At 53.9% G+C, this 18,431-nt stretch carries 21 protein-coding genes; 4 read left to right on the top strand and 17 right to left on the bottom strand.

Annotated features, from left to right (window positions below):
- Window positions 1–8 precede the first annotated feature (8 nt).
- Together INT84_RS04300 and hinT are read right to left on the bottom strand one after the other, a co-directional pair.
- The gene (locus INT84_RS04300) at window positions 9–386 is read right to left on the bottom strand and encodes a YcfL family protein (protein ID WP_194206111.1); all 378 of its coding nucleotides are present in this window, start codon (window positions 384–386) and stop codon (window positions 9–11) included.
- A 4-nt stretch (window positions 387–390) separates the two neighbouring features.
- A complete protein-coding gene (gene hinT, locus INT84_RS04295) occupies window positions 391–747 on the bottom strand; it encodes a purine nucleoside phosphoramidase (protein WP_194205758.1) in 357 nt (118 codons plus the stop codon).
- A 345-nt stretch (window positions 748–1,092) separates the two neighbouring features.
- Between hinT and fhuE the strand changes: the two genes are divergently transcribed.
- Both fhuE and INT84_RS04285 read left to right on the top strand, forming a co-directional pair.
- Window positions 1,093–3,288: a ferric-rhodotorulic acid/ferric-coprogen receptor FhuE gene (fhuE, locus tag INT84_RS04290; protein WP_194205757.1), complete on the top strand. Its 2,196-nt coding sequence runs from the start codon at window positions 1,093–1,095 to the stop codon at window positions 3,286–3,288.
- 150 nt (window positions 3,289–3,438) lie between these two features.
- The gene (locus tag INT84_RS04285) at window positions 3,439–3,867 is read left to right on the top strand and encodes a hypothetical protein (protein WP_194205756.1); all 429 of its coding nucleotides are present in this window, start codon (window positions 3,439–3,441) and stop codon (window positions 3,865–3,867) included.
- Window positions 3,868–3,930: 63 nt separating this feature from the next.
- Here INT84_RS04285 and ptsG read toward each other — a convergent pair whose 3' ends face one another.
- From ptsG to plsX, 12 genes are all read right to left on the bottom strand, one after another.
- On the bottom strand, window positions 3,931–5,364 hold the full coding sequence (gene ptsG / locus INT84_RS04280) for a PTS glucose transporter subunit IIBC (RefSeq protein WP_194205755.1): 1,434 nt from the start codon (window positions 5,362–5,364) through the stop codon (window positions 3,931–3,933).
- 295 nt (window positions 5,365–5,659) lie between these two features.
- Window positions 5,660–6,454, bottom strand: coding sequence for a metal-dependent hydrolase (locus tag INT84_RS04275; RefSeq protein ID WP_194205754.1), 795 nt, complete (start codon window positions 6,452–6,454; stop codon window positions 5,660–5,662).
- Window positions 6,455–6,464: 10 nt separating this feature from the next.
- Window positions 6,465–7,469 (bottom strand): DNA polymerase III subunit delta', encoded by a 1,005-nt coding sequence (holB, locus tag INT84_RS04270; protein WP_194205753.1) that lies wholly within the window; start codon window positions 7,467–7,469, stop codon window positions 6,465–6,467.
- Window positions 7,466–8,107 (bottom strand): dTMP kinase, encoded by a 642-nt coding sequence (tmk, locus tag INT84_RS04265; protein ID WP_194205752.1) that lies wholly within the window; start codon window positions 8,105–8,107, stop codon window positions 7,466–7,468. The genes holB and tmk overlap by 4 nt, the downstream gene beginning before the upstream one ends.
- Window positions 8,097–9,119, bottom strand: coding sequence for a cell division protein YceG (yceG, locus tag INT84_RS04260; protein ID WP_194205751.1), 1,023 nt, complete (start codon window positions 9,117–9,119; stop codon window positions 8,097–8,099). Before yceG ends, tmk begins: the two co-directional genes overlap by 11 nt.
- Window positions 9,116–9,931: an aminodeoxychorismate lyase gene (gene pabC, locus INT84_RS04255; RefSeq protein WP_194205750.1), complete on the bottom strand. Its 816-nt coding sequence runs from the start codon at window positions 9,929–9,931 to the stop codon at window positions 9,116–9,118. Before pabC ends, yceG begins: the two co-directional genes overlap by 4 nt.
- Before the next feature lie 116 nt (window positions 9,932–10,047).
- On the bottom strand, window positions 10,048–11,289 hold the full coding sequence (gene fabF / locus INT84_RS04250) for a beta-ketoacyl-ACP synthase II (protein ID WP_176917254.1): 1,242 nt from the start codon (window positions 11,287–11,289) through the stop codon (window positions 10,048–10,050).
- A 76-nt stretch (window positions 11,290–11,365) separates the two neighbouring features.
- A complete protein-coding gene (acpP, locus tag INT84_RS04245; protein WP_000103754.1) occupies window positions 11,366–11,602 on the bottom strand; it encodes an acyl carrier protein in 237 nt (78 codons plus the stop codon).
- Window positions 11,603–11,812: 210 nt separating this feature from the next.
- Entirely contained in the window at window positions 11,813–12,547 is a 735-nt protein-coding gene (gene fabG, locus INT84_RS04240) for a 3-oxoacyl-ACP reductase FabG (protein WP_194205749.1), read from the bottom strand.
- Between the two features lie 13 nt (window positions 12,548–12,560).
- The gene (gene fabD, locus INT84_RS04235) at window positions 12,561–13,490 is read right to left on the bottom strand and encodes an ACP S-malonyltransferase (RefSeq protein ID WP_194205748.1); all 930 of its coding nucleotides are present in this window, start codon (window positions 13,488–13,490) and stop codon (window positions 12,561–12,563) included.
- A 14-nt stretch (window positions 13,491–13,504) separates the two neighbouring features.
- Window positions 13,505–14,458: a beta-ketoacyl-ACP synthase III gene (locus INT84_RS04230; RefSeq protein WP_176916730.1), complete on the bottom strand. Its 954-nt coding sequence runs from the start codon at window positions 14,456–14,458 to the stop codon at window positions 13,505–13,507.
- Between the two features lie 6 nt (window positions 14,459–14,464).
- Window positions 14,465–15,499, bottom strand: coding sequence for a phosphate acyltransferase PlsX (plsX, locus tag INT84_RS04225; RefSeq protein ID WP_228065926.1), 1,035 nt, complete (start codon window positions 15,497–15,499; stop codon window positions 14,465–14,467).
- On the opposite strand from plsX, the gene INT84_RS04220 reads away from it, so the two are divergent.
- The gene (locus INT84_RS04220; RefSeq protein WP_194206133.1) at window positions 15,491–15,637 is read left to right on the top strand and encodes a hypothetical protein; all 147 of its coding nucleotides are present in this window, start codon (window positions 15,491–15,493) and stop codon (window positions 15,635–15,637) included. The genes plsX and INT84_RS04220 overlap by 9 nt on opposite strands.
- Here INT84_RS04220 and rpmF read toward each other — a convergent pair.
- Entirely contained in the window at window positions 15,630–15,803 is a 174-nt protein-coding gene (rpmF, locus tag INT84_RS04215) for a 50S ribosomal protein L32 (protein WP_049840331.1), read from the bottom strand. The two genes, INT84_RS04220 and rpmF, sit on opposite strands and share 8 nt — an antisense overlap.
- A 51-nt stretch (window positions 15,804–15,854) precedes the next feature.
- A complete protein-coding gene (gene yceD, locus INT84_RS04210) occupies window positions 15,855–16,376 on the bottom strand; it encodes a 23S rRNA accumulation protein YceD (protein WP_194205746.1) in 522 nt (173 codons plus the stop codon).
- 143 nt (window positions 16,377–16,519) lie between these two features.
- Between yceD and INT84_RS04205 the strand changes: the two genes are divergently transcribed.
- Entirely contained in the window at window positions 16,520–17,104 is a 585-nt protein-coding gene (locus tag INT84_RS04205) for a nucleoside triphosphate pyrophosphatase (RefSeq protein ID WP_194205745.1), read from the top strand.
- A 182-nt stretch (window positions 17,105–17,286) separates the two neighbouring features.
- On the opposite strand, the gene rluC is transcribed toward INT84_RS04205, so the two are convergent.
- A complete protein-coding gene (rluC, locus tag INT84_RS04200; RefSeq protein ID WP_176917788.1) occupies window positions 17,287–18,240 on the bottom strand; it encodes a 23S rRNA pseudouridine(955/2504/2580) synthase RluC in 954 nt (317 codons plus the stop codon).
- Window positions 18,241–18,431 lie beyond the last annotated feature (191 nt).

Raw genomic sequence — 18,431 nt, 5'->3', positions numbered from 1 at the left:
TTATATTGTTATAAATAGAGATAAAGTCTGACCTTCTCGGCACCCAGACCGTTTGCCGTCCCGAACAGCGTTACGCCGGAATGTCCAGGAATGATCACACTGCGCGGTGCCTCCAGCGGGTGCATCTCCAGACCCCGACCGTCGTACCAGTAAAAACGGTAGTGTACGGTGACCGGTTCGCGTCGTTCATTAAACAGAGCAGAGGACGCAATCGCCTGAATATCGGAGTTTTTAACTTCAGGCGGCTGAGCGCTGATCCCGGCGGCCAGCACCGTTGCTTCCATAACCAGCGTCTGGTTATCGCCGACCGGAATTTCCGGACGCGAGGAAACGCAGCCAGCCAGCAGAACCATCGTCAGCAACGCAGCATAACGTCCTCTTCTCATCATATTAACCTTTCTGCGTCAGCATAGGACCCAATGCGCGGCCACCCAGCAGGTGCATATGGATGTGGTAAACCTCCTGCCCGCCATGACGATTACAATTCAGGATCAGCCGGTAGCCATCCTCGGCAATGCCTTCATCGCGAGCGATCTTGCCCGCGACGGTGATCATCCGGCCCAGGGCTTGCTCGTGCGCTTCTGTCACATCGTTCACCGTTGGGATCAGAATGTTAGGAACGATCAGGATATGGGTGGGAGCCTGCGGGGAGATATCACGAAACGCGGTGACAAGTTCATCCTGATACACGATATCCGACGGGATTTCGCGGCGGATAATCTTACTAAAAATGGTCTCTTCGGCCATGACATTTCCTTAATTCATTATGAGTGCGCAAACCTGACATACAGAATACAACATCCATAAGAGTATGAGCGACTTACTCCCGCTCTTTCAACTTTATCCGACGTTTTCTTTCCCCTTCTCGCTCAGGCGCTGCTGGTTTAAGCAGAAATCCTGCCGAAACGCGGTCCGCGCGATCAAAACAACGTTCTGGAAAGCGGTGTAACATCTGTTTACAGCATGAGCATAAATGCGTATATTTCGCATTTGCATTTACATGCGCGAATGCAAATCAGAATTATTACCTTGCACTTACTACCGGCACCGCATCGGTTTGAGGCAAATAGTAAACATAACAAAGGGTTCAACATGTCTTTCACTCATTCAACCAGGGATGACCAGCATACGCCTGCCACCACCCCAACTCGTCTGGCCGCCTGCATCGCCTTTGCGCTGATGCCTTCCGCCGTTTTCGCTGCTGATACTAAAAAAGAAGATACCATTGTGGTTGATGCTGCCGCTCAGGCCGCAGCGGATACGCAGGAGCAGGATTACAGCGTTAAAGCCAGTACCGCCGGCACGAAAATGATGCTGGTACAGCGTGATATTCCACAGTCGGTGAGCATTATTAGCGAGCAGCGCATGGAAGATCAGCAACTGCAATCCCTGGGGGAGGTGATGGACAACACCACAGGCATCAGTAAAAGTCAGGCGGACTCCGATCGCAGTCTTTATTATTCGCGTGGCTTCCAGATTGATAACTACATGGTTGATGGCATTCCAACCTATTTTGAGTCCCGCTGGAACCTGGGCGATGCCTTATCTGATACCGCCCTGTTCGAGCGAGTGGAAGTGGTGCGCGGCGCGAACGGGTTGATGACCGGAACGGGGAATCCCTCCGCCTCCATCAATATGATCCGTAAGCATGCGACCAGTCAGGAATTTAAAGGCAACGTTTCTGCGGAGTACGGAAGCTGGAACAAACAGCGCTACGTCGCGGATTTACAAAGCCCGCTGACCGATAATGGTAAAGTGCGTGGTCGCATTGTGGCGGGTTATCAGAATAATGACTCCTGGCTCGATCGCTACAACAATGAAAAAAAATTCTTCTCCGGCATTATCGATGCCGATCTGGGTGATCTCACCACCCTTTCCGCAGGCTATGAATACCAGAGCATAGATGTCAACAGCCCGACCTGGGGCGGTCTGCCGCGCTGGAATACTGACGGCAGTACTAATCACTATGATCGCTCGCGCAGCACCGCGCCGGACTGGGCTTACAATAATAAAGAAATTAATAAAGTCTTTGTGACGCTTAAACAGCGTTTCGCCGAAACCTGGCAAGCCACACTGAACGCGACCCACTCCGAAGTGAAGTTCGACAGTAAAACGATGTACGTTGATGCGTATGTCAACAAAGCCGATGGAATGCTGGTTGGCCCTTACAGCAGCTATGGTCCGGGCTATGATTATGTCGGCGGCACCGGCTGGAACAGCGGCAAGCGTAAAGTCGACGCGGTGGATCTCTTTACCGACGGCAGCTACGATCTGTTCGGCCGTCAGCATAACCTGATGATCGGCGGAAGCTACAGTAAGCAGAATAACCGCTACGTGAACACCTGGGCCAACGTGTTCCCGGATGAGCTGGGTAGTTTCTATAACTACGACGGCAACTTCCCGGAAACCAACTGGGGACAGCAGTCTCTGGCGCAGGATGATACCACCCATATGAAATCGCTGTATGCTGCGACGCGCATTTCATTGGCCGACCCGCTACACCTGATCCTCGGTGCCCGCTATACCAACTGGCAGATCGATACGCTGACCTACAGCATGGAGAAAAACCACACCACGCCTTATGCGGGACTGGTTTACGACATTGATGATAACTGGTCGGCCTATGCCAGCTATACCTCTATCTTCCAGCCGCAGAATTCCCGCGACAGTTCAGGTAAATACCTTGAGCCAATCACGGGTAATAACTACGAGGTGGGCCTGAAATCAGACTGGATGGACAGCCGTCTGACCACCACGCTGGCCGTGTTCCGTATTGAACAGGATAACGTCGCACAGTCTACCGGCTCACCTATCGCTGGCAGCAACAATGAGACCGCGTACAAAGCGGTGGACGGCACGGTAAGCAAAGGCGTCGAATTTGAAATTAACGGCGCGATAACCGATAACTGGCAGATGACCTTTGGTGCAACGCGCTATGTTGCTGAGGACAGCGAAGGCAACGCGGTGAATCCTAACCTGCCACGCACCAGCGTGAAGCTGTTCTCCAGCTACCGTCTACCGGCTGTACCGGAACTGACCGTTGGCGGCGGCGTGAACTGGCAGAACCGCGTTTACACCGATACCGCGACCCCATTCGGTACCTTCCGTGCAGAACAGGGCAGCTACGCGCTGGTAGATCTGTTTACCCGTTATCAGGTCACCAAAAACTTCTCCGTGCAGGGTAACGTTAATAACCTGCTTGATAAAACTTACGATACTAATATCGAAGGCTCTATCGTTTACGGCGAACCGCGTAACTTCTCAATTACTGCCAATTACAGCTTCTGATTGTCATCTTCTACAGGGGGCCGCCCGGCTCCCTGCTTTTCAAGCCTTTACTGCCCACCAATTTTGATGTTGTTACAGTTTATATTTTCAGGGGATACTTCCCTGCTCTGACGCATCTTTGTGCAGGGATCGACTTCAACAGGAGAAAACATGTTTCGCTTTATTATTGCCATCCTCGGCTCGTTAATGATTATCCAATCGGCCTTCGCAGACGCTTCCCGTCCTGAAATTGCTAAATACGTCAAAGGCTATGAAGGTCAGGAAGGCATTCAGGTATGGACGCTGCGTATTGGACCAAAAGAGGCTAACGAGTCGTTAGTACAGATTGCGAATGTTGATAACGCGCTGGATAAGAAGATTATTCGTTGCAAAGTGGAGCCAGCGAGCGGCGGCGCAACCAGTTATAAAACGGAAATTGATGGCAAATCGTGGGAACTGCTGCGTGTAAAAGATGGCTCAGGTGAGCTTTACCTGCCTGGCGAATCTTCATCGACCTGGGTCGCTTATAGTCAATCGCTATCACAGGAAGGCAATGCCGAACATTTCCTGACGGATTATCTGGAGCAGGAAGGTAAATAACCTCCCGATCCTGACGTAAAAAAGGCAGCGTTTCCGCTGCCTTTTATCTCCCCAACTGACTGCTTAGCTGTGACGGATATATTCGTCCATCTCAGTTTTCAGGTTGTCAGACTTGGTGCCGAAAATAGCCTGCACGCCAGAGCCTGCCACCACCACACCTGCTGCTCCCAGACGTTTCAGGCCAGGCTGATCGACTTTAGCCACGTCAGCCACGCTTACGCGCAGACGGGTGATACAGGCATCAAGGTTGGTGATGTTATCTTTACCACCAAACGCCGCTACCAGAGCCGGAGCCATTTCGCTGGTCGCGCCCGCTTTGGCATCTTCACTGGTGTCTTCACGACCCGGCGTTTTCAGGTTCAGCGCTTTGATCAGCACGCGGAAAACCGTGTAGTACACGATCGCATAGCAGATACCGATTACCGGGAACAGCCACAGTTTGCTGCTGTTACCAGACAGAACCACAAAGTCGATCAGACCATGTGAGAACGAGGTACCGTCACGCATTCCCAGCAGGATACAGATCGGGAAAGCCAGACCGGCCAGAATCGCATGGATCACATACAGGATCGGCGCAACGAACATGAACGAAAATTCAATCGGTTCGGTGATGCCGGTCAGGAACGAGGTCAGCGCCGCGGAGATCATGATACCGCCGACTTTCGCGCGGTTTTCCGGCTTCGCAGAGTGCCAGATAGCAATGGCAGCAGCAGGCAGACCGTACATTTTGAACAGGAAGCCGCCGGACAGTTTGCCCGCCGTCGGGTCACCTGCCATGTAGCGCGGGATATCGCCGTGGAACACCTGACCTGCCGCGTTGGTGTATTCACCAATCTGCATCTGGAAAGGAACGTTCCAGATATGGTGCAGACCAAACGGCACCAGGCAGCGCTCAATGAAGCCGTAGATACCGAAAGCGACTACCGGGTTCTGGTAAGCAGCCCACTGCGAGAAGGTCTGAATAGCCGTACCGATAGGTGGCCAAATGAAGGAGAGCACGATACCCAAAAAGATCGCCGTCAGGCCAGAGATGATCGGCACAAAACGTTTACCGGCAAAGAAGCCCAGATACTCAGGCAGCTTAATACGGTAGAAGCGGTTGAACATATATGCCGCAATCGCACCCGCAATAATACCGCCTAATACGCCGGTATCTGCCAGATGTTTAGCCGCGATTTCTTCGGCGGGTAAATGCAACACCAGCGGCGCAACTACAGCCATGGTTTTAACCATGATGCCATAAGCGACAACGGAAGCCAGGGCAGAAACACCGTCATTATTGGTGAAACCCAGCGCAACGCCGATGGCGAAGATCAGAGGCATATTAGCGAAAACAGATCCGCCAGCTTCCGCCATAACGTGCGAAACAACTTCTGGCAGCCAGCTGAAGTTTGCCGACCCGACGCCCAGCAGGATACCTGCGATAGGCAGTACGGAGACTGGCAGCATCAGCGATTTACCGACCTTTTGCAGGTTAGCAAATGCATTCTTAAACATAATTGGAGTGCTCCTGAGTATTTGTGCTTTTTTTACGCTTTCGCGCCTGGATGAGGGGGGAGAGCCTCATCGTTAACCAGGCCTCTTAGGGCCTTTATTTATTACACAGAGTAAAATAATTCATAGGATCTTTGTTTGACGACAATCACGTTTCCACTATCAATGATTAGAAACTTTGCATATATTTACAATCTTGATAACAAAGAAGCTTATAAATTAACTTCACCGCCTGTTTTCAGGCGGTGGACTTTACTCGTTTCTGACATTAATTACGAGTACTAAAAAAATTAGTGGCTCAGACTGACTGAAGGCGAAGCGGATCGATGTGAAACAGGCTGGCGAAGTTCTGTGTGGTCTGCTGCGCCAGTTGTTCAAGCGTTACCCCTTTCAGCACGGCCATATATTCCGCCACGTCGCGCGTCATGGCAGGCTGGTTTTCTTTACCCCGATGCGGAACGGGTGCCAGATAAGGCGAATCCGTCTCCACCAGCAGACGATCGACAGGAATGTAGCGCGCGGCGTCGCGCAGCTGCTCTGCGTTGCGGAAGGTCACGATGCCGGAAAACGAGATATAGAACCCCATATCCAGGAGCTTACCTGCCGTCTCGCGATCTTCCGTAAAACAGTGTAGTACCCCGCCGCACTCCGTCACCTTTTCTTCACTCAGGATTTGCAGGGTGTCAGCTCGCGCATCGCGCGTGTGGACAATAACCGGCTTATTAAGCTCGCGCCCGATGCGGATGTGATCGCGGAAAGAGCGTTGCTGCTGCGCTTTGGTTTCTGGGGTGTAAAAGTAATCGAGGCCGGTTTCCCCCATCGCCACCACGCCCTCTTCCGCCGCCAGCGCACGCAGTTCTTCAACGTCATACGCCTCGTCCTGATTAAGCGGGTGAACGCCGCAGGAGAACACCACGTTCGGGCGATCGCCCACCAGCTTGCGCATACCGCGATAGCCCGGCAGCGTGGTCGAGACCGCAAGGCAGAATTTCACATCGCGGGCGGCGGCTTTCGCCAGCACGTCATCGACGTCTTTATGCAGAGATTGATAATCAAGGCCATCAAGATGGCAGTGTGAGTCGACTAAAAACATAATGTCTCTCTCAGAGGTGTGAAACAGGGAGCGTCACGCCGGGTTGCAGGTAGTGCTCCCAGCGTAGCAAGCAATCGGTCAGCGTCAATTCGCGATTAAGGCCCGTCACGTTAAGCAACTGTTGACGGCATGCGCAGATCTCCTGCACCAGGGTCCGCAATCTGGCTCCGGTAAGTTCCCGCGCCAGAAGAGTAACCAGCGGGACGACGTCCGCATTGGTTAAGCGGGTAATATGTTGATTCACTTTCAGCGCATCAAGCATCAGCGTCGCCAGCCAGTGCAGGCGCGAAGCGACATCTTCGTGATTCAGTACCGGCAGAAGTGACAGCCAGTCACGGCGAGTGAGCGCGTTTTCCAGCCCCTGACAGAGCTGCTGGCGAGCCGTCCAGGCGTCGGTCTGCAAAAGCTGAAGCGCCGCGGCTGGCGCGTTGCCGCTCAGGCGCAGCGCCGTAAGCAGCATTTCTTGTGACGCTGTCACTTCTCTCGCCAGCCAGGCCAGCGCATACGGCTCCCCGGGCGGTGCGAGGTGATGCATTCGACAGCGGCTACGCAAGGTGGCCAGCAGATGCACCGGTTCACGGCAGGCCAGCAGGAACCAGGTATTTGCCGGCGGCTCTTCCAGCGTTTTCAGCAATGCATTGGCGGCAGCATCGGTCAGAAGCGTCGCGTCGCTTAACCAGACCACTTTCGCCCCGCCAAGCCGCGCGTGTTCATACAGTTTTTCGCTCAGTTCGCGCACCGCATCAATGCCAAGCGAACTTTTGCCTTTTTCGGGAGCCAGCGCGTAATAATCCGGATGCGTTCCCGCTTGCATCAGTTGGCAACTATGACACTGGCCGCAGCTTTTATGCCCCTCCGGACGCTGGCACATTAAATAGCGGCTGATGGCATACATCAGCGACTCCGCGCCCATCCCCGGCAAGGCGTGGATCAGTAACGCATGATGGCCGCGCCCGCCCTGATAGCTGGCGACCAGCGATTCGAAATGCGGGCGCAGCCACGGATACCATTTCATGCCCCCTGCTCCCTAACCCAGGCAATAATGGTGTCACGGATATCGCTCATCACCTTCTCCAGCGGTTGTGTCGCATCAATAGTGCGAATACTGGCATCCTGCGCCGCCAGTTCCAGATAACGCGCACGGGTACGGTTGAAAAAGTTCAGCGACTCCTGCTCAATGCGATCCAGTTCACCGCGGGCGCGGGCGCGTTTTAGCCCCACTTCAGGCGTTACATCGAGATACAGGGTGAGATCCGGGCGAAAATCGCCGAGCACCGCATCGCGCATGGTGGCGAGCATGGTACGGTCAACGCCGCGTCCGCCCCCCTGATAAGCCTGGGTCGAGAGATCGTGACGGTCGCCGATAACCCACTGCCCGTTCGCTAATGCCGGTTTAATCACCGTCTCAACCAGCTGCACGCGGGCGGCGTAAAACATAAGCACTTCGGCTTTAACGTCAATTTTTTCATCGCCCGTGGACTGAATGTCCAGCACCAGGCTGCGCAGTTTTTCAGCCAGTATCGTACCGCCGGGTTCACGGGTAAACAGCAGGTCGCTGATGCCCTGCTGTTGCAACGTTTGCACCACGACGTCACGCGCGGTAGTTTTTCCCGCGCCTTCCAGCCCTTCAATGACGATATATTTACTGCGCATTTTTTTCCTTAAGTGCTTTCAGGTAATCCTGCACCGAGCGGTTATGGCTGGCAAGGTTGGTATTAAAGGTATGCCCGCCTTTCCCGTCGGCAACAAAATAAAGATACGGCGTTTTTTCCGGATGCGCCGCAGCATTAAGCGATGCTTCGCCCGGCACGGCAATCGGCCCCGGCGGTAATCCCGCGATGATATAGGTATTATACGCGGTTGGCGTCTCCAGATCTTTACGCGTCAGATTGCCATGATAACTCTCGCCCATCCCATAAATCACGGTCGGATCGGTTTGCAGGCGCATCCCGATGCGCAGACGGTTGATAAATACGGAGGCGACCCGCGTGCGCTCGCTGGCGACGGCAGTCTCTTTTTCGATGATTGACGCCATGGTCACCATCTGGTTTTTATCCGCGTACGGTAAATTGTCGACTCGCCCTTCCCAGGCCTTATCAATGGCGGCAACCATTTTATTATGTGCACGCTTAAGGAGCGCCACATCCGTAGTATTGGCGGTATACATCCAGGTATCCGGCCAGAACCAGCCTTCGACCCAGTCCGCATGCTCCATGTTTAACGCGTCGGCGACGGCGGAGTAACTGTCGTCTTTCAGCGTATGTTTAATATAGGGCGCGTCGCGAAGCTGGCGCAGGTAATCGCTGACGCGCATCCCCTCTACCAGACGCAGCGGGAACTGCGCCTCTTTGCCGCTCTCCAGCAGTTTTAGCATCTCGCGGACGGTCATCCCCGGCGTAAAGCGGTAGGTCCCGGCTTTAAAGTGCGACAGATCGGGCTCAAGGCGCAGCAGCCACTGAAACACGCGCGGACGGTTAATGATTTTCTCTTTATAAAGCTGTTCGCCCAGCGCCAGCCGACCGGTGCCTGCTTGCAGGGTAAAAATGGTCTCGTTGTTAATCAGCAACTTACTGTTTGCCAGGTGGCGAACTTTCCAGGCTCCTGCGCCAGCGGCAATACCCAGCACAACCAGCAACAGGAGGATAAAACGCAACATTTTCTTCATGATGTAATCAATGGCTCACAAAGTGGGGCTAAAAAATGATAAAGCTCGCGCGACGACCAGACGGTATCTTCCCAGCGACGAACCGGCACCAGCGGCATCAGCGCGTTGCAAATAATGACTTCATCGGCTTCGTGCAGCGCCGTAACCGGTGTCTCTGATTCGACAACGTGATAGGCCGATGCGACCAGATGATCGAGACAGCGTTGACGCATAATTCCTGCCACGCCAGCATTGTCGAGGCGCGGGGTAAAGACCTGCTGGCCCTTACGCCAGAATATATTGGCGGCACAGCATTCCGTTAACGCCCCCTCGCTGTCAAGCACCAGCGCCTCGTCAGCCTCTGTCTGCTCAAGATGCGTGCGAATCAGCACCTGCTCAAGACGATTGAGATGTTTTAACCCGGCCAGATGCGGATTGCGCCCCAGCCGTATCGGGCTGAGCGTCACCGTAATGCCTTCTTCACGCCAGCGGGCAAAGTGGGCAGGATAATCGGAGACAGAGAGAATGCGCGTCGGGCTATGGCACGTAGCGGCGCTATAACCACGCCCCCCCGTTCCCCGGCTGATAATGACTTTAAGCACGCCATCGCCCTTCACCTCGGCAAGCTGCTGCATTTCCTGCGTAAGCGAGTCCCATTGATCAAACGGGATCCACAGTCGTTCGCAGGCGACGCGCAAACGCTGCACGTGATCATCAAAATGCGCGATACCGCCCGCGACGATTCTGGCGGTGGTAAAGCAGCCATCGCCATACTGCGTTGCCCGGTCTGCCGCCGCTAAGGTGTTCTGTTCACAGCCATTAATCAAGAACATGGAGGCTCCTTTTTGGCCGGACAGTTTGGCAGGATGACTGACGAAGAACAAGCGGAGAAAACTGAATTGAAAAGGCCCACCGAGGCGGGCCTTTAAGAGGGAGCGCTAGCGTTTCATTAAATCTTTTTAAAGATCAGCGAACCGTTAGTCCCGCCAAAGCCGAAGGAGTTACACAGAGCGTACTCCAGTCCGCTGACCTGACGGGCTTCGTGCGGAACGAAATCCAGATCGCAACCTTCATCCGGGTTATCCAGGTTGATGGTTGGCGGAATAGCCTGATCGCGCAGCGCAAGGATGGAGTAGATGGACTCTACTGCCCCTGCTGCACCTAACAGGTGACCGGTCATGGATTTGGTCGAGCTGACCATTACGCGACGAGCTGCGTCACCAAAGACCGTTTTCACTGCCTGAGTTTCTGCTTTGTCGCCTGCTGGTGTAGACGTACCGTGCGCATTCACGTAGCCGATTTGGCTTGCGTCGATACCCGCATCGCGGATAGCGTTCGCCATCGCCAGTGCGGCACCTTCGCCATTTTCCGGCGGCGACGTCATGTGATACGCATCGCTGCTCATGCCGAAACCGACGATTTCCGCATAAATTTTAGCGCCACGTTTTTTCGCGTGTTCATACTCTTCAATCACAATAAGGCCAGCACCGTCGCCGAGGACAAAACCGTCACGGTCTTTATCCCACGGACGGCTTGCCGCCTGCGGATTATCATTACGAGTAGACAACGCACGCGCTGCGCCAAATCCGCCCACGCCCAGCGGTGTGCTGGCTTTTTCAGCCCCACCAGCCAGCATGGCGTCAGCATCGCCATAAGCGATCATACGCGCGGCCTGGCCGATGTTATGCACGCCAGAAGTACAGGCAGTGGCAATAGAAATGCTTGGACCACGAAGGCCGAACATGATGGTCAAATGACCCGCCACCATGTTAACAATTGTGGACGGCACGAAGAACGGGCTGATCTTACGAGGACCGCCGTTCACCAACGAGGTGTGGTTATCTTCGATAAGACCGAGACCACCAATACCAGAACCGATAGCGGCACCAATACGTGTCGCGTTCTCTTCCGTCACAACAAGGCCAGAATCCTGCATGGCCTGCCAGCCTGCAACAATTCCATATTGAATGAAGGCATCCATCTTGCGCTGTTCTTTGCGCGAGATAATGTCATCACAGTTAAAATCCTTTACTAAGCCAGCAAATTTCGTTGCATAGGCGCTAGTATCGAAATGGTCGATCAGGCTGATGCCACTCTGACCGGCAAGGAGAGCTTTCCAGGTAGACTCTACGGTATTGCCGACAGGAGACAACATGCCCAGTCCGGTCACAACTACACGACGCTTAGACACGGTTGTCCTCCAGGGAGGGAAAAAAAAAGTGCCAGATAAAACTCAGGCGGTCGAGTGACCGCCTGGAGATGTTCACTTACGCCTGGTGGCCGTTGATATAATCAATGGCAGCCTGAACGGTAGTGATCTTCTCAGCTTCTTCGTCCGGAATCTCAGTATCAAACTCTTCTTCCAGAGCCATTACCAGCTCAACGGTGTCAAGAGAATCTGCGCCCAGGTCTTCAACGAAGGAAGCATTGTTGGTCACTTCTTCCTGCTTAACGCCCAGCTGTTCGCCGATAATTTTCTTAACGCGTTCTTCGATAGTGCTCATACTCTTAAATTTCCTATCAAAACTCGCTTTCGCGATGGTTTTCGTAGTGTATAAAATGTTGAAAAATTTGCAACTAAATCCCGGCAGTTCTTACCACGATTTTACGCTATTTTGCGGGTGAACCCCTCAATAACGCAAACTATTTTGCACCTGTTTATGCTCTAAAACGTGCGGTTTGCGCGGTTCCTGAGCATTTCGGGTGCATCGTGGTTAAACCATGTACATTCCGCCGTTGACGTGCAGGGTTTCACCAGAGATGTAACCTGCTTCGTCAGACGCCAGGAATGCCACCGCGCTGGCGATCTCTTTTGCATCACCAAGGCGACCCGCCGGAACTTGCGCCAGAATACCCGCACGCTGCTCGTCAGAGAGCGCACGCGTCATGTCCGTTTCAATAAAGCCCGGAGCAACAACGTTTACAGTAATCCCGCGAGACGCCACTTCACGCGCCAGCGATTTACTGAAGCCGATCAGACCCGCTTTTGCCGCAGCATAGTTGGCCTGACCTGCATTTCCCATGGTTCCAACGACAGAACCGATGGTGATGATACGCCCATGACGCTTTTTCATCATAGCGCGCAATACTGCTTTTGACAGACGGAAAACCGATGAAAGGTTGGTTTCCAGGATGTCATTCCATTCGTCATCTTTCATGCGCATTAACAGGTTGTCACGCGTGATGCCGGCATTATTCACCAGAATATCGACTTCACCAAACTCTGCGCGAATATTTCCCAGCACAGATTCGATAGATGCAGGATCGGTCACATTCAGCATTAAGCCTTTACCGTTGCTGCCCAGATATTCGCTGATGGCCTGCGCGCCATTCTCACTGGTCGCGGTACCGATCACTTTTGCACCGCGTGCAACGAGGGTTTCCGCAATCGCGCGGCCAATGCCACGGCTTGCGCCCGTTACCAGTGCGACTTTTCCTTCAAAACTCATGATATTCCTCTTTTTATTGTGCAATCGCCGCTGACAGTGCTTCCGGCTCGTTAAGCGCCGATGCGGTCAGGGTGTCAACAATACGTTTGGTCAGGCCGGTCAATACCTTGCCTGGACCGACTTCATAGAGGTGCTCAACGCCCTGTGAAGCCATAAATTCTACGCTTTTCGTCCACTGGACCGGGCTGTAGAGCTGGCGTACCAGCGCATCGCGGATGGCGTCCGGCGTGGTTTCGCACTTAACGTCGACGTTGTTGACAACGGGAACGGACGGCGCGTTAAAGGTGATATTTTTCAGCTCGGCTGCCAGTTTTTCTGCGGCGGGTTTCATCAGCGCGCAGTGAGACGGAACGCTGACAGGCAGCGGCAGTGCACGTTTGGCTCCGGCAGCTTTACAGGCCGCGCCAGCGCGCTCAACGGCGTCTTTATGCCCGGCGATAACCACCTGGCCCGGCGAGTTATAGTTCACCGGAGAGACGACTTCACCCTGCGCTGACTCTTCGCAGGCTTTAGCAATCGCCGCGTCGTCAAGGCCAATGATGGCAGACATCGCACCGGTTCCTGCGGGTACAGCTTCCTGCATAAATTTACCGCGCAGTTCAACCAGACGTACCGCGTCGGCGAAATCAATCACGCCAGCACAGACCAGCGCCGAGTATTCACCCAGGCTATGACCCGCCATCAGTTCCGGCGTTTTACCGCCCTGCTGCTGCCACGCGCGATACAGTGCAACCGAAGCGGCCAGCAGCGCAGGCTGCGTCTGCCATGTTTTATTCAGTTCTTCTGCCGGACCTTGCTGGGTCAGTGCCCACAGATCGTAGCCCAGCGCCGCAGAGGCTTCGCGGAAGGTCTCTTCAATAACCGGATGAGCAGCGGCCATATCAGCCAGCATCCCAACGGTCTGCGAGCCCTGTCCCGGAAAAACGAATGCAAATTGCGTCATGTTATTATCCTTTTTTAGAAACGAACCAGCGCCGAACCCCAGGTGAAACCGCCGCCGAAGGCTTCCAGCAGCACCAGTTGTCCTGCCTTGATGCGTCCATCGCGCACGGCTTCATCAAGCGCACAAGGCACCGAGGCCGCTGACGTGTTGCCGTGGCGGTCAAGGGTCACTACCACGTTGTCCATTGACATACCCAGCTTTTTCGCGGTCGCGCTGATAATACGCAGGTTAGCCTGATGCGGCACCAGCCAGTCCAGCTGCGAACGGTCCAGATTATTGGCTTCCAGCGTTTCATCGACGATGTGCGCCAGTTCAGTGACCGCTACCTTAAAGACCTCATTACCGGTCATCGTCAGGTAAGTAGAATTTTCCGGATGCACGCGATCGAGGTTCGGCAGCGTCAACAGTTCACCGTAGCGGCCGTCAGCGTGAAGATGGGTAGAAATAATTCCCTGTTCTTCAGACGCGCTCAGCACCACCGCACCCGCACCGTCGCCAAAGATGATGATCGTACCGCGATCGGTGGGATCGCAGGTACGTGCCAGTACGTCAGAGCCGATCACCAGCGCGTGTTTCACCGCCCCGGATTTTACATACTGGTCAGCCACGCTCAGTGCATAGGTAAAACCTGCACAGGCTGCGCCAATATCAAAAGCCGGACAGCCTTTGATCTCCAGCATGTTCTGGATCTGGCAGGCCGCGCTCGGAAACGCATGGCTTGCCGAGGTGGTGGCAACAATAATCAGTTCGATCTGTTCGGCATTAACGCCCGCCATCTCAAGCGCACGTTTTGCAGCTTCAAAGCCCATTGTAGCAACGGTCTCATTCGGCCCGGCGATACGGCGTTCACGAATACCTGTACGAGTGACAATCCACTCGTCAGACGTGTCGACCATTTTTTCCAGATCGGCGTTGGTTCGCACTTGTTCGGGCAGATAACTGCCGGTACCAATAATCTTCGTATGCATGTACGCTCAGTCACTTTTTGCTAATACAGATTCCAGGCGAGCGGCAATCCGCTGGGGGACTTGTCGCTGCACCGCCTGCACTGCCTGTTCAATCGCTACGCTAAAGGCTCGCTGATTGGCAGCACCATGACTCTTAATCACCGTGCCGCGTAATCCTAACAGACAGGCACCATTATACTGGTCGGGGTTGAGGTGACTGAATCGCCTTGTCAGGCTTTTTTGTAACCAGTGTTTTAATAACCACAGCCACCACGACCTTTTTTTACCTTCGCCCTGAGACTTCAGCAGCGAAAGAAACATCCTTACAACACCTTCCATGGTCTTTAATGTGACATTGCCTGTAAATCCGTCACAGACCATAACATCGGTTTTTCCGGTCAACAGTTCATTGGCTTCAAGATAGCCAATATAATTGATCGAGGGCACTTTTTTCAGCAGTTCGGACGCCTGGCGAATATTATCAAGTCCTTTGATTTCTTCTTCACCAATATTCAGCAACGCCACGCGAGGCTGAGTAATGCCGATGACCTCTTCCGCCAGCACCGCGCCCATAACGGCAAACTGCGCCAGCATTTTGCTGTCGCAGTCTACGTTAGCACCCAGATCGAGCACTACCGTTTTTCCCTTCTGCTGGTGAGGAAGGATAGTCACCAGCGCCGGGCGCTCAATGCCGTCAATCGGCTTGAGCAGTAATTTCGCCAGCCCCATCAGCGCACCGGTATTGCCCGCGCTGACGCAGGCTTCGGCACGTCCTTCTTTCACCAGTTCCAGCGCAATACGCATAGAACTGCCCCGGCTGTTACGCACAGCCTGAGAGGGTCGAGCATCACTGGCAATAACTGACTGCGCAGGAATAACCTGCAAACGCGAACGTTGTTCAAAGTCAGCTCTGGCAAGTAATGGCGTGATAGCGTCGGGATCGCCGACAAGGAGGAGTGTGAGTTGCGAATTAGAGTTCAGTGCCTGCAAAGCTGCAGGCACTGTCACGGAAGGGCCAAAATCGCCCCCCATGACATCTAACGCCAGGGTTAGATGAGTCAAGGTATCGTCGCTGCCCGGTTTGGTTATCCCCGTCTGCACGGGGAGTTCCTCACTAAGCTTCACCACGCTTCCACTCTTCGTCTTTCACGTCACCGCAACGGTAACGCGAAAGTCGTTGAGGATCGCGTGATTACTTAGCGATGACCTTGCGGCCACGGTAGAAACCGTCGGCAGTCATGTGGTGACGCAGGTGGGATTCACCAGACGCTTTGTCTACAGACAGGCTGGTAACTGCGGTCAGAGCGTCATGAGAGCGACGCATGCCACGTTTGGAACGGGTTGGTTTATTTTGTTGTACGGCCATGGACCTTACTCCTTAATTACGGCTTCTCCCCGCGCTCGCGGGAAACACCTATTACTTACGCTTTAAGCTGGCTAATACGGCAAATGGATTTGGTTTTTGTGCCTCTTCAGGCAGTTCGCCAAAGACCATGTCCGCGTCGGACACTTCACAGTGTTCAGAATCATGCACCGGAACTACCGGCAAGGAGAGGATGATTTCATCTTCAACCATCGCCAGCAGATCGATTTCACCGAAATCGTTAACCTCAATCGGTTCATACGCTTCCGGGAGTGCTTCAGCCTGTTCGTCGGAACGGACCGGACTGAAACAATACGTTGTGTGAACATGACGAGTAAACGGTTTCCCGCAACGCTGACATTCGAGCGTTACCGTGACCTTTGCATCGCCGTTGATGACCGCGAGGCGCTGGTTGTCGATAGCGAACGACATCGTGCATTCTACATCACTGTCCACACTGACTACAGACGCGGCAACACGCTCTGCCTGATCGGGAGCATAAATGCCCTGGTAATCGAGGCGTTTTTGAGCCGTGCGAACCGGGTCAAGAGTCAGGGGTAATTTTACCTTTTGCATAGGGCGCGCATATTAACTTTGTAACGTCATAGAGTCAAAGAAAAAGGCAACCTCAGGATGCCTTTTGCCAATAATTCGCACACATTGCGGCCTTTAGTTTAAAATGAGGTCATCTGATACGCTATATCTGAATGAAAAAATATATGACCCGTCTTATTCTTGCCTCCACTTCGCCGTGGCGGCGCATGCTGCTTGAAAAGCTTGGCCTTACCTTTGAATGTGCCGCGCCGGATACCGATGAAACGCCGATGCCCGGCGAAACGCCGCGTCATCTGGTGCTGCGTCTGGCGCAGGCTAAAGCACAGTCGCTGGCCAAGCGGTTCCCTCAGCATTTGATCATTGGTTCGGATCAGATATGCGTTCTGGACGGTGAAATAGCCGGTAAACCGTTAACCGAAGAACGCGCACGGCGGCAATTAATGCAGGCCAGTGGCAATATTGTTACTTTTTATACCGGGCTGGCGCTTTATAATTCGGCGACCGGGCATTTACAAACTGAATGTGAGCCGTTTGATGTCCATTTCCGCCATCTGAGTGAGCAGGAAATAGGCGATTATCTGCGCAGAGAAAATCCACTGCAATGCGCGGGTAGTTTTAAAAGCGAGGGGCTGGGGATCGCGCTGTTTGACAGGCTGGAGGGACGCGATCCCAATACGCTGGTGGGGCTGCCACTTATTGCGCTGTGCCAGATGCTGCGTCGTGAAGAGATGAACCCGCTGTTGGGATAAAAGAACTGCGGGTATGGAGTTGATATCCGGCAGCGGTGCACTATATGCCGGATGGCGGCTTCGCCTTATCCGGCCTACAAATAGCGGTATCGTCGGGCCTTGTACCGTGCGAATGATGGTATCGTTAAGCCTTGATCGTAGGCCCGGTAAGCGCAGCGCCACCGGGCATGACGGCTGCGGGGCTACTTCGCGTTACGTAATACCTGCAAACACCGCTTCAGCTCATCATCCAGCGGCGCTTCAATACGCAACACCTCCCCTGTGGCCGGATGGGTGAACTTCAGCGCTGCCGCGTGCAGGAACAGACGGTTAAGGCCGGTTCCCGCCAGTTGCTTGTCAAACTCACGGTCGCCGTAGCGATCGTCAAACGCAATCGGATGGCCCGCATGTAACGTATGCACGCGGATCTGGTGCGTGCGCCCGGTCACCGGGCTACAGCGCACCAGGGTGGCATGCTCGTAACGTTCTTCCACCTTGAACCGCGTTTCTGACGGTTTGCCTTCCTGATTCACTCGCACAATGCGCTCACCGCTTTGCAGAATATTTTTCAGCAGCGGAGCCTGGACAACTTTCATATGCGACTGCCACTGACCGCGTACCAGCGCCAGATAATCCTTCTGCATGCCTTTGTCGCGCAACTGCTCATGCAACGAACGCAGCGCCGAGCGCTTTTTGGCGACCAGCAGCACGCCGGAGGTGTCGCGGTCGAGACGGTGTACCAGCTCAAGGAAGCGCGCCTCCGGGCGTAACGCACGCAGACCTTCAATCACGCCAAAGCTCAGACCGCTGCCGCCGTGGACCGCCGTCCCTGACGGCTTGTTGAGCACCAGAATATGCTCGTCCTCATAAAGAATGACATCCGTCAGCGCGGCCACTTTTTGCAGGCGCGGCGAGACGGCCACTTCTTCACGTTCAGCGACGCGCACCGGAGGAATACGAATTTCGTCCCCCGCCTCCAGCTTATACTCAGGCTTGATGCGCTTCTTATTCACCCGCACCTCGCCTTTACGCAGGATGCGATAAATCATGCTCTTTGGGACCCCTTTTAACTGGGTGCGCAAAAAGTTGTCGATTCGTTGCCCCGCGTCATCAGCGGTAATGGCAATCATTTTTACGGATGGATTCTCATTTTTCATAGTCGGCGATTTTAATTAGCCATCCTCATTAGCGCCACTCATTTTTCTGTGCTTATATTTAACATCATCCGATCTCATCGGGTTTACATGATGTCGTTGTGGTTGTTATTAGAACAATCTGACCCTGACGTGTAAAAACTGTGAGTAACCGGGTGATAAAAGGTAAAAGCCAGCTTGCTATAATAAGGTTA

The sequence above is a fragment of the Superficieibacter sp. 1612_C1 genome (assembly GCF_015234305.1).
Taxonomy (GTDB): Bacteria; Pseudomonadota; Gammaproteobacteria; order Enterobacterales; family Enterobacteriaceae; genus Superficieibacter.
This window is presented reverse-complemented; position numbering and strand designations above follow the sequence as displayed.

Coding starts and splice junctions, on each gene's coding strand:
- INT84_RS04300 (WP_194206111.1), bottom strand. CDS start 386: ATGAGAAGAGGACGTTATGCTGCGTTGCTGACGATGGTTCTGCTGGCT.
- hinT (WP_194205758.1), bottom strand. CDS start 747: ATGGCCGAAGAGACCATTTTTAGTAAGATTATCCGCCGCGAAATCCCG.
- fhuE (WP_194205757.1), top strand. CDS start 1,093: ATGTCTTTCACTCATTCAACCAGGGATGACCAGCATACGCCTGCCACC.
- INT84_RS04285 (WP_194205756.1), top strand. CDS start 3,439: ATGTTTCGCTTTATTATTGCCATCCTCGGCTCGTTAATGATTATCCAA.
- ptsG (WP_194205755.1), bottom strand. CDS start 5,364: ATGTTTAAGAATGCATTTGCTAACCTGCAAAAGGTCGGTAAATCGCTG.
- INT84_RS04275 (WP_194205754.1), bottom strand. CDS start 6,454: ATGTTTTTAGTCGACTCACACTGCCATCTTGATGGCCTTGATTATCAA.
- holB (WP_194205753.1), bottom strand. CDS start 7,469: ATGAAATGGTATCCGTGGCTGCGCCCGCATTTCGAATCGCTGGTCGCC.
- tmk (WP_194205752.1), bottom strand. CDS start 8,107: ATGCGCAGTAAATATATCGTCATTGAAGGGCTGGAAGGCGCGGGAAAA.
- yceG (WP_194205751.1), bottom strand. CDS start 9,119: ATGAAGAAAATGTTGCGTTTTATCCTCCTGTTGCTGGTTGTGCTGGGT.
- pabC (WP_194205750.1), bottom strand. CDS start 9,931: ATGTTCTTGATTAATGGCTGTGAACAGAACACCTTAGCGGCGGCAGAC.
- acpP (WP_000103754.1), bottom strand. CDS start 11,602: ATGAGCACTATCGAAGAACGCGTTAAGAAAATTATCGGCGAACAGCTG.
- fabG (WP_194205749.1), bottom strand. CDS start 12,547: ATGAGTTTTGAAGGAAAAGTCGCACTGGTAACGGGCGCAAGCCGTGGC.
- fabD (WP_194205748.1), bottom strand. CDS start 13,490: ATGACGCAATTTGCATTCGTTTTTCCGGGACAGGGCTCGCAGACCGTT.
- INT84_RS04230 (WP_176916730.1), bottom strand. CDS start 14,458: ATGCATACGAAGATTATTGGTACCGGCAGTTATCTGCCCGAACAAGTG.
- INT84_RS04220 (WP_194206133.1), top strand. CDS start 15,491: ATGAGTCAAGGTATCGTCGCTGCCCGGTTTGGTTATCCCCGTCTGCAC.
- rpmF (WP_049840331.1), bottom strand. CDS start 15,803: ATGGCCGTACAACAAAATAAACCAACCCGTTCCAAACGTGGCATGCGT.
- yceD (WP_194205746.1), bottom strand. CDS start 16,376: ATGCAAAAGGTAAAATTACCCCTGACTCTTGACCCGGTTCGCACGGCT.
- INT84_RS04205 (WP_194205745.1), top strand. CDS start 16,520: ATGACCCGTCTTATTCTTGCCTCCACTTCGCCGTGGCGGCGCATGCTG.
- rluC (WP_176917788.1), bottom strand. CDS start 18,240: ATGAAAAATGAGAATCCATCCGTAAAAATGATTGCCATTACCGCTGAT.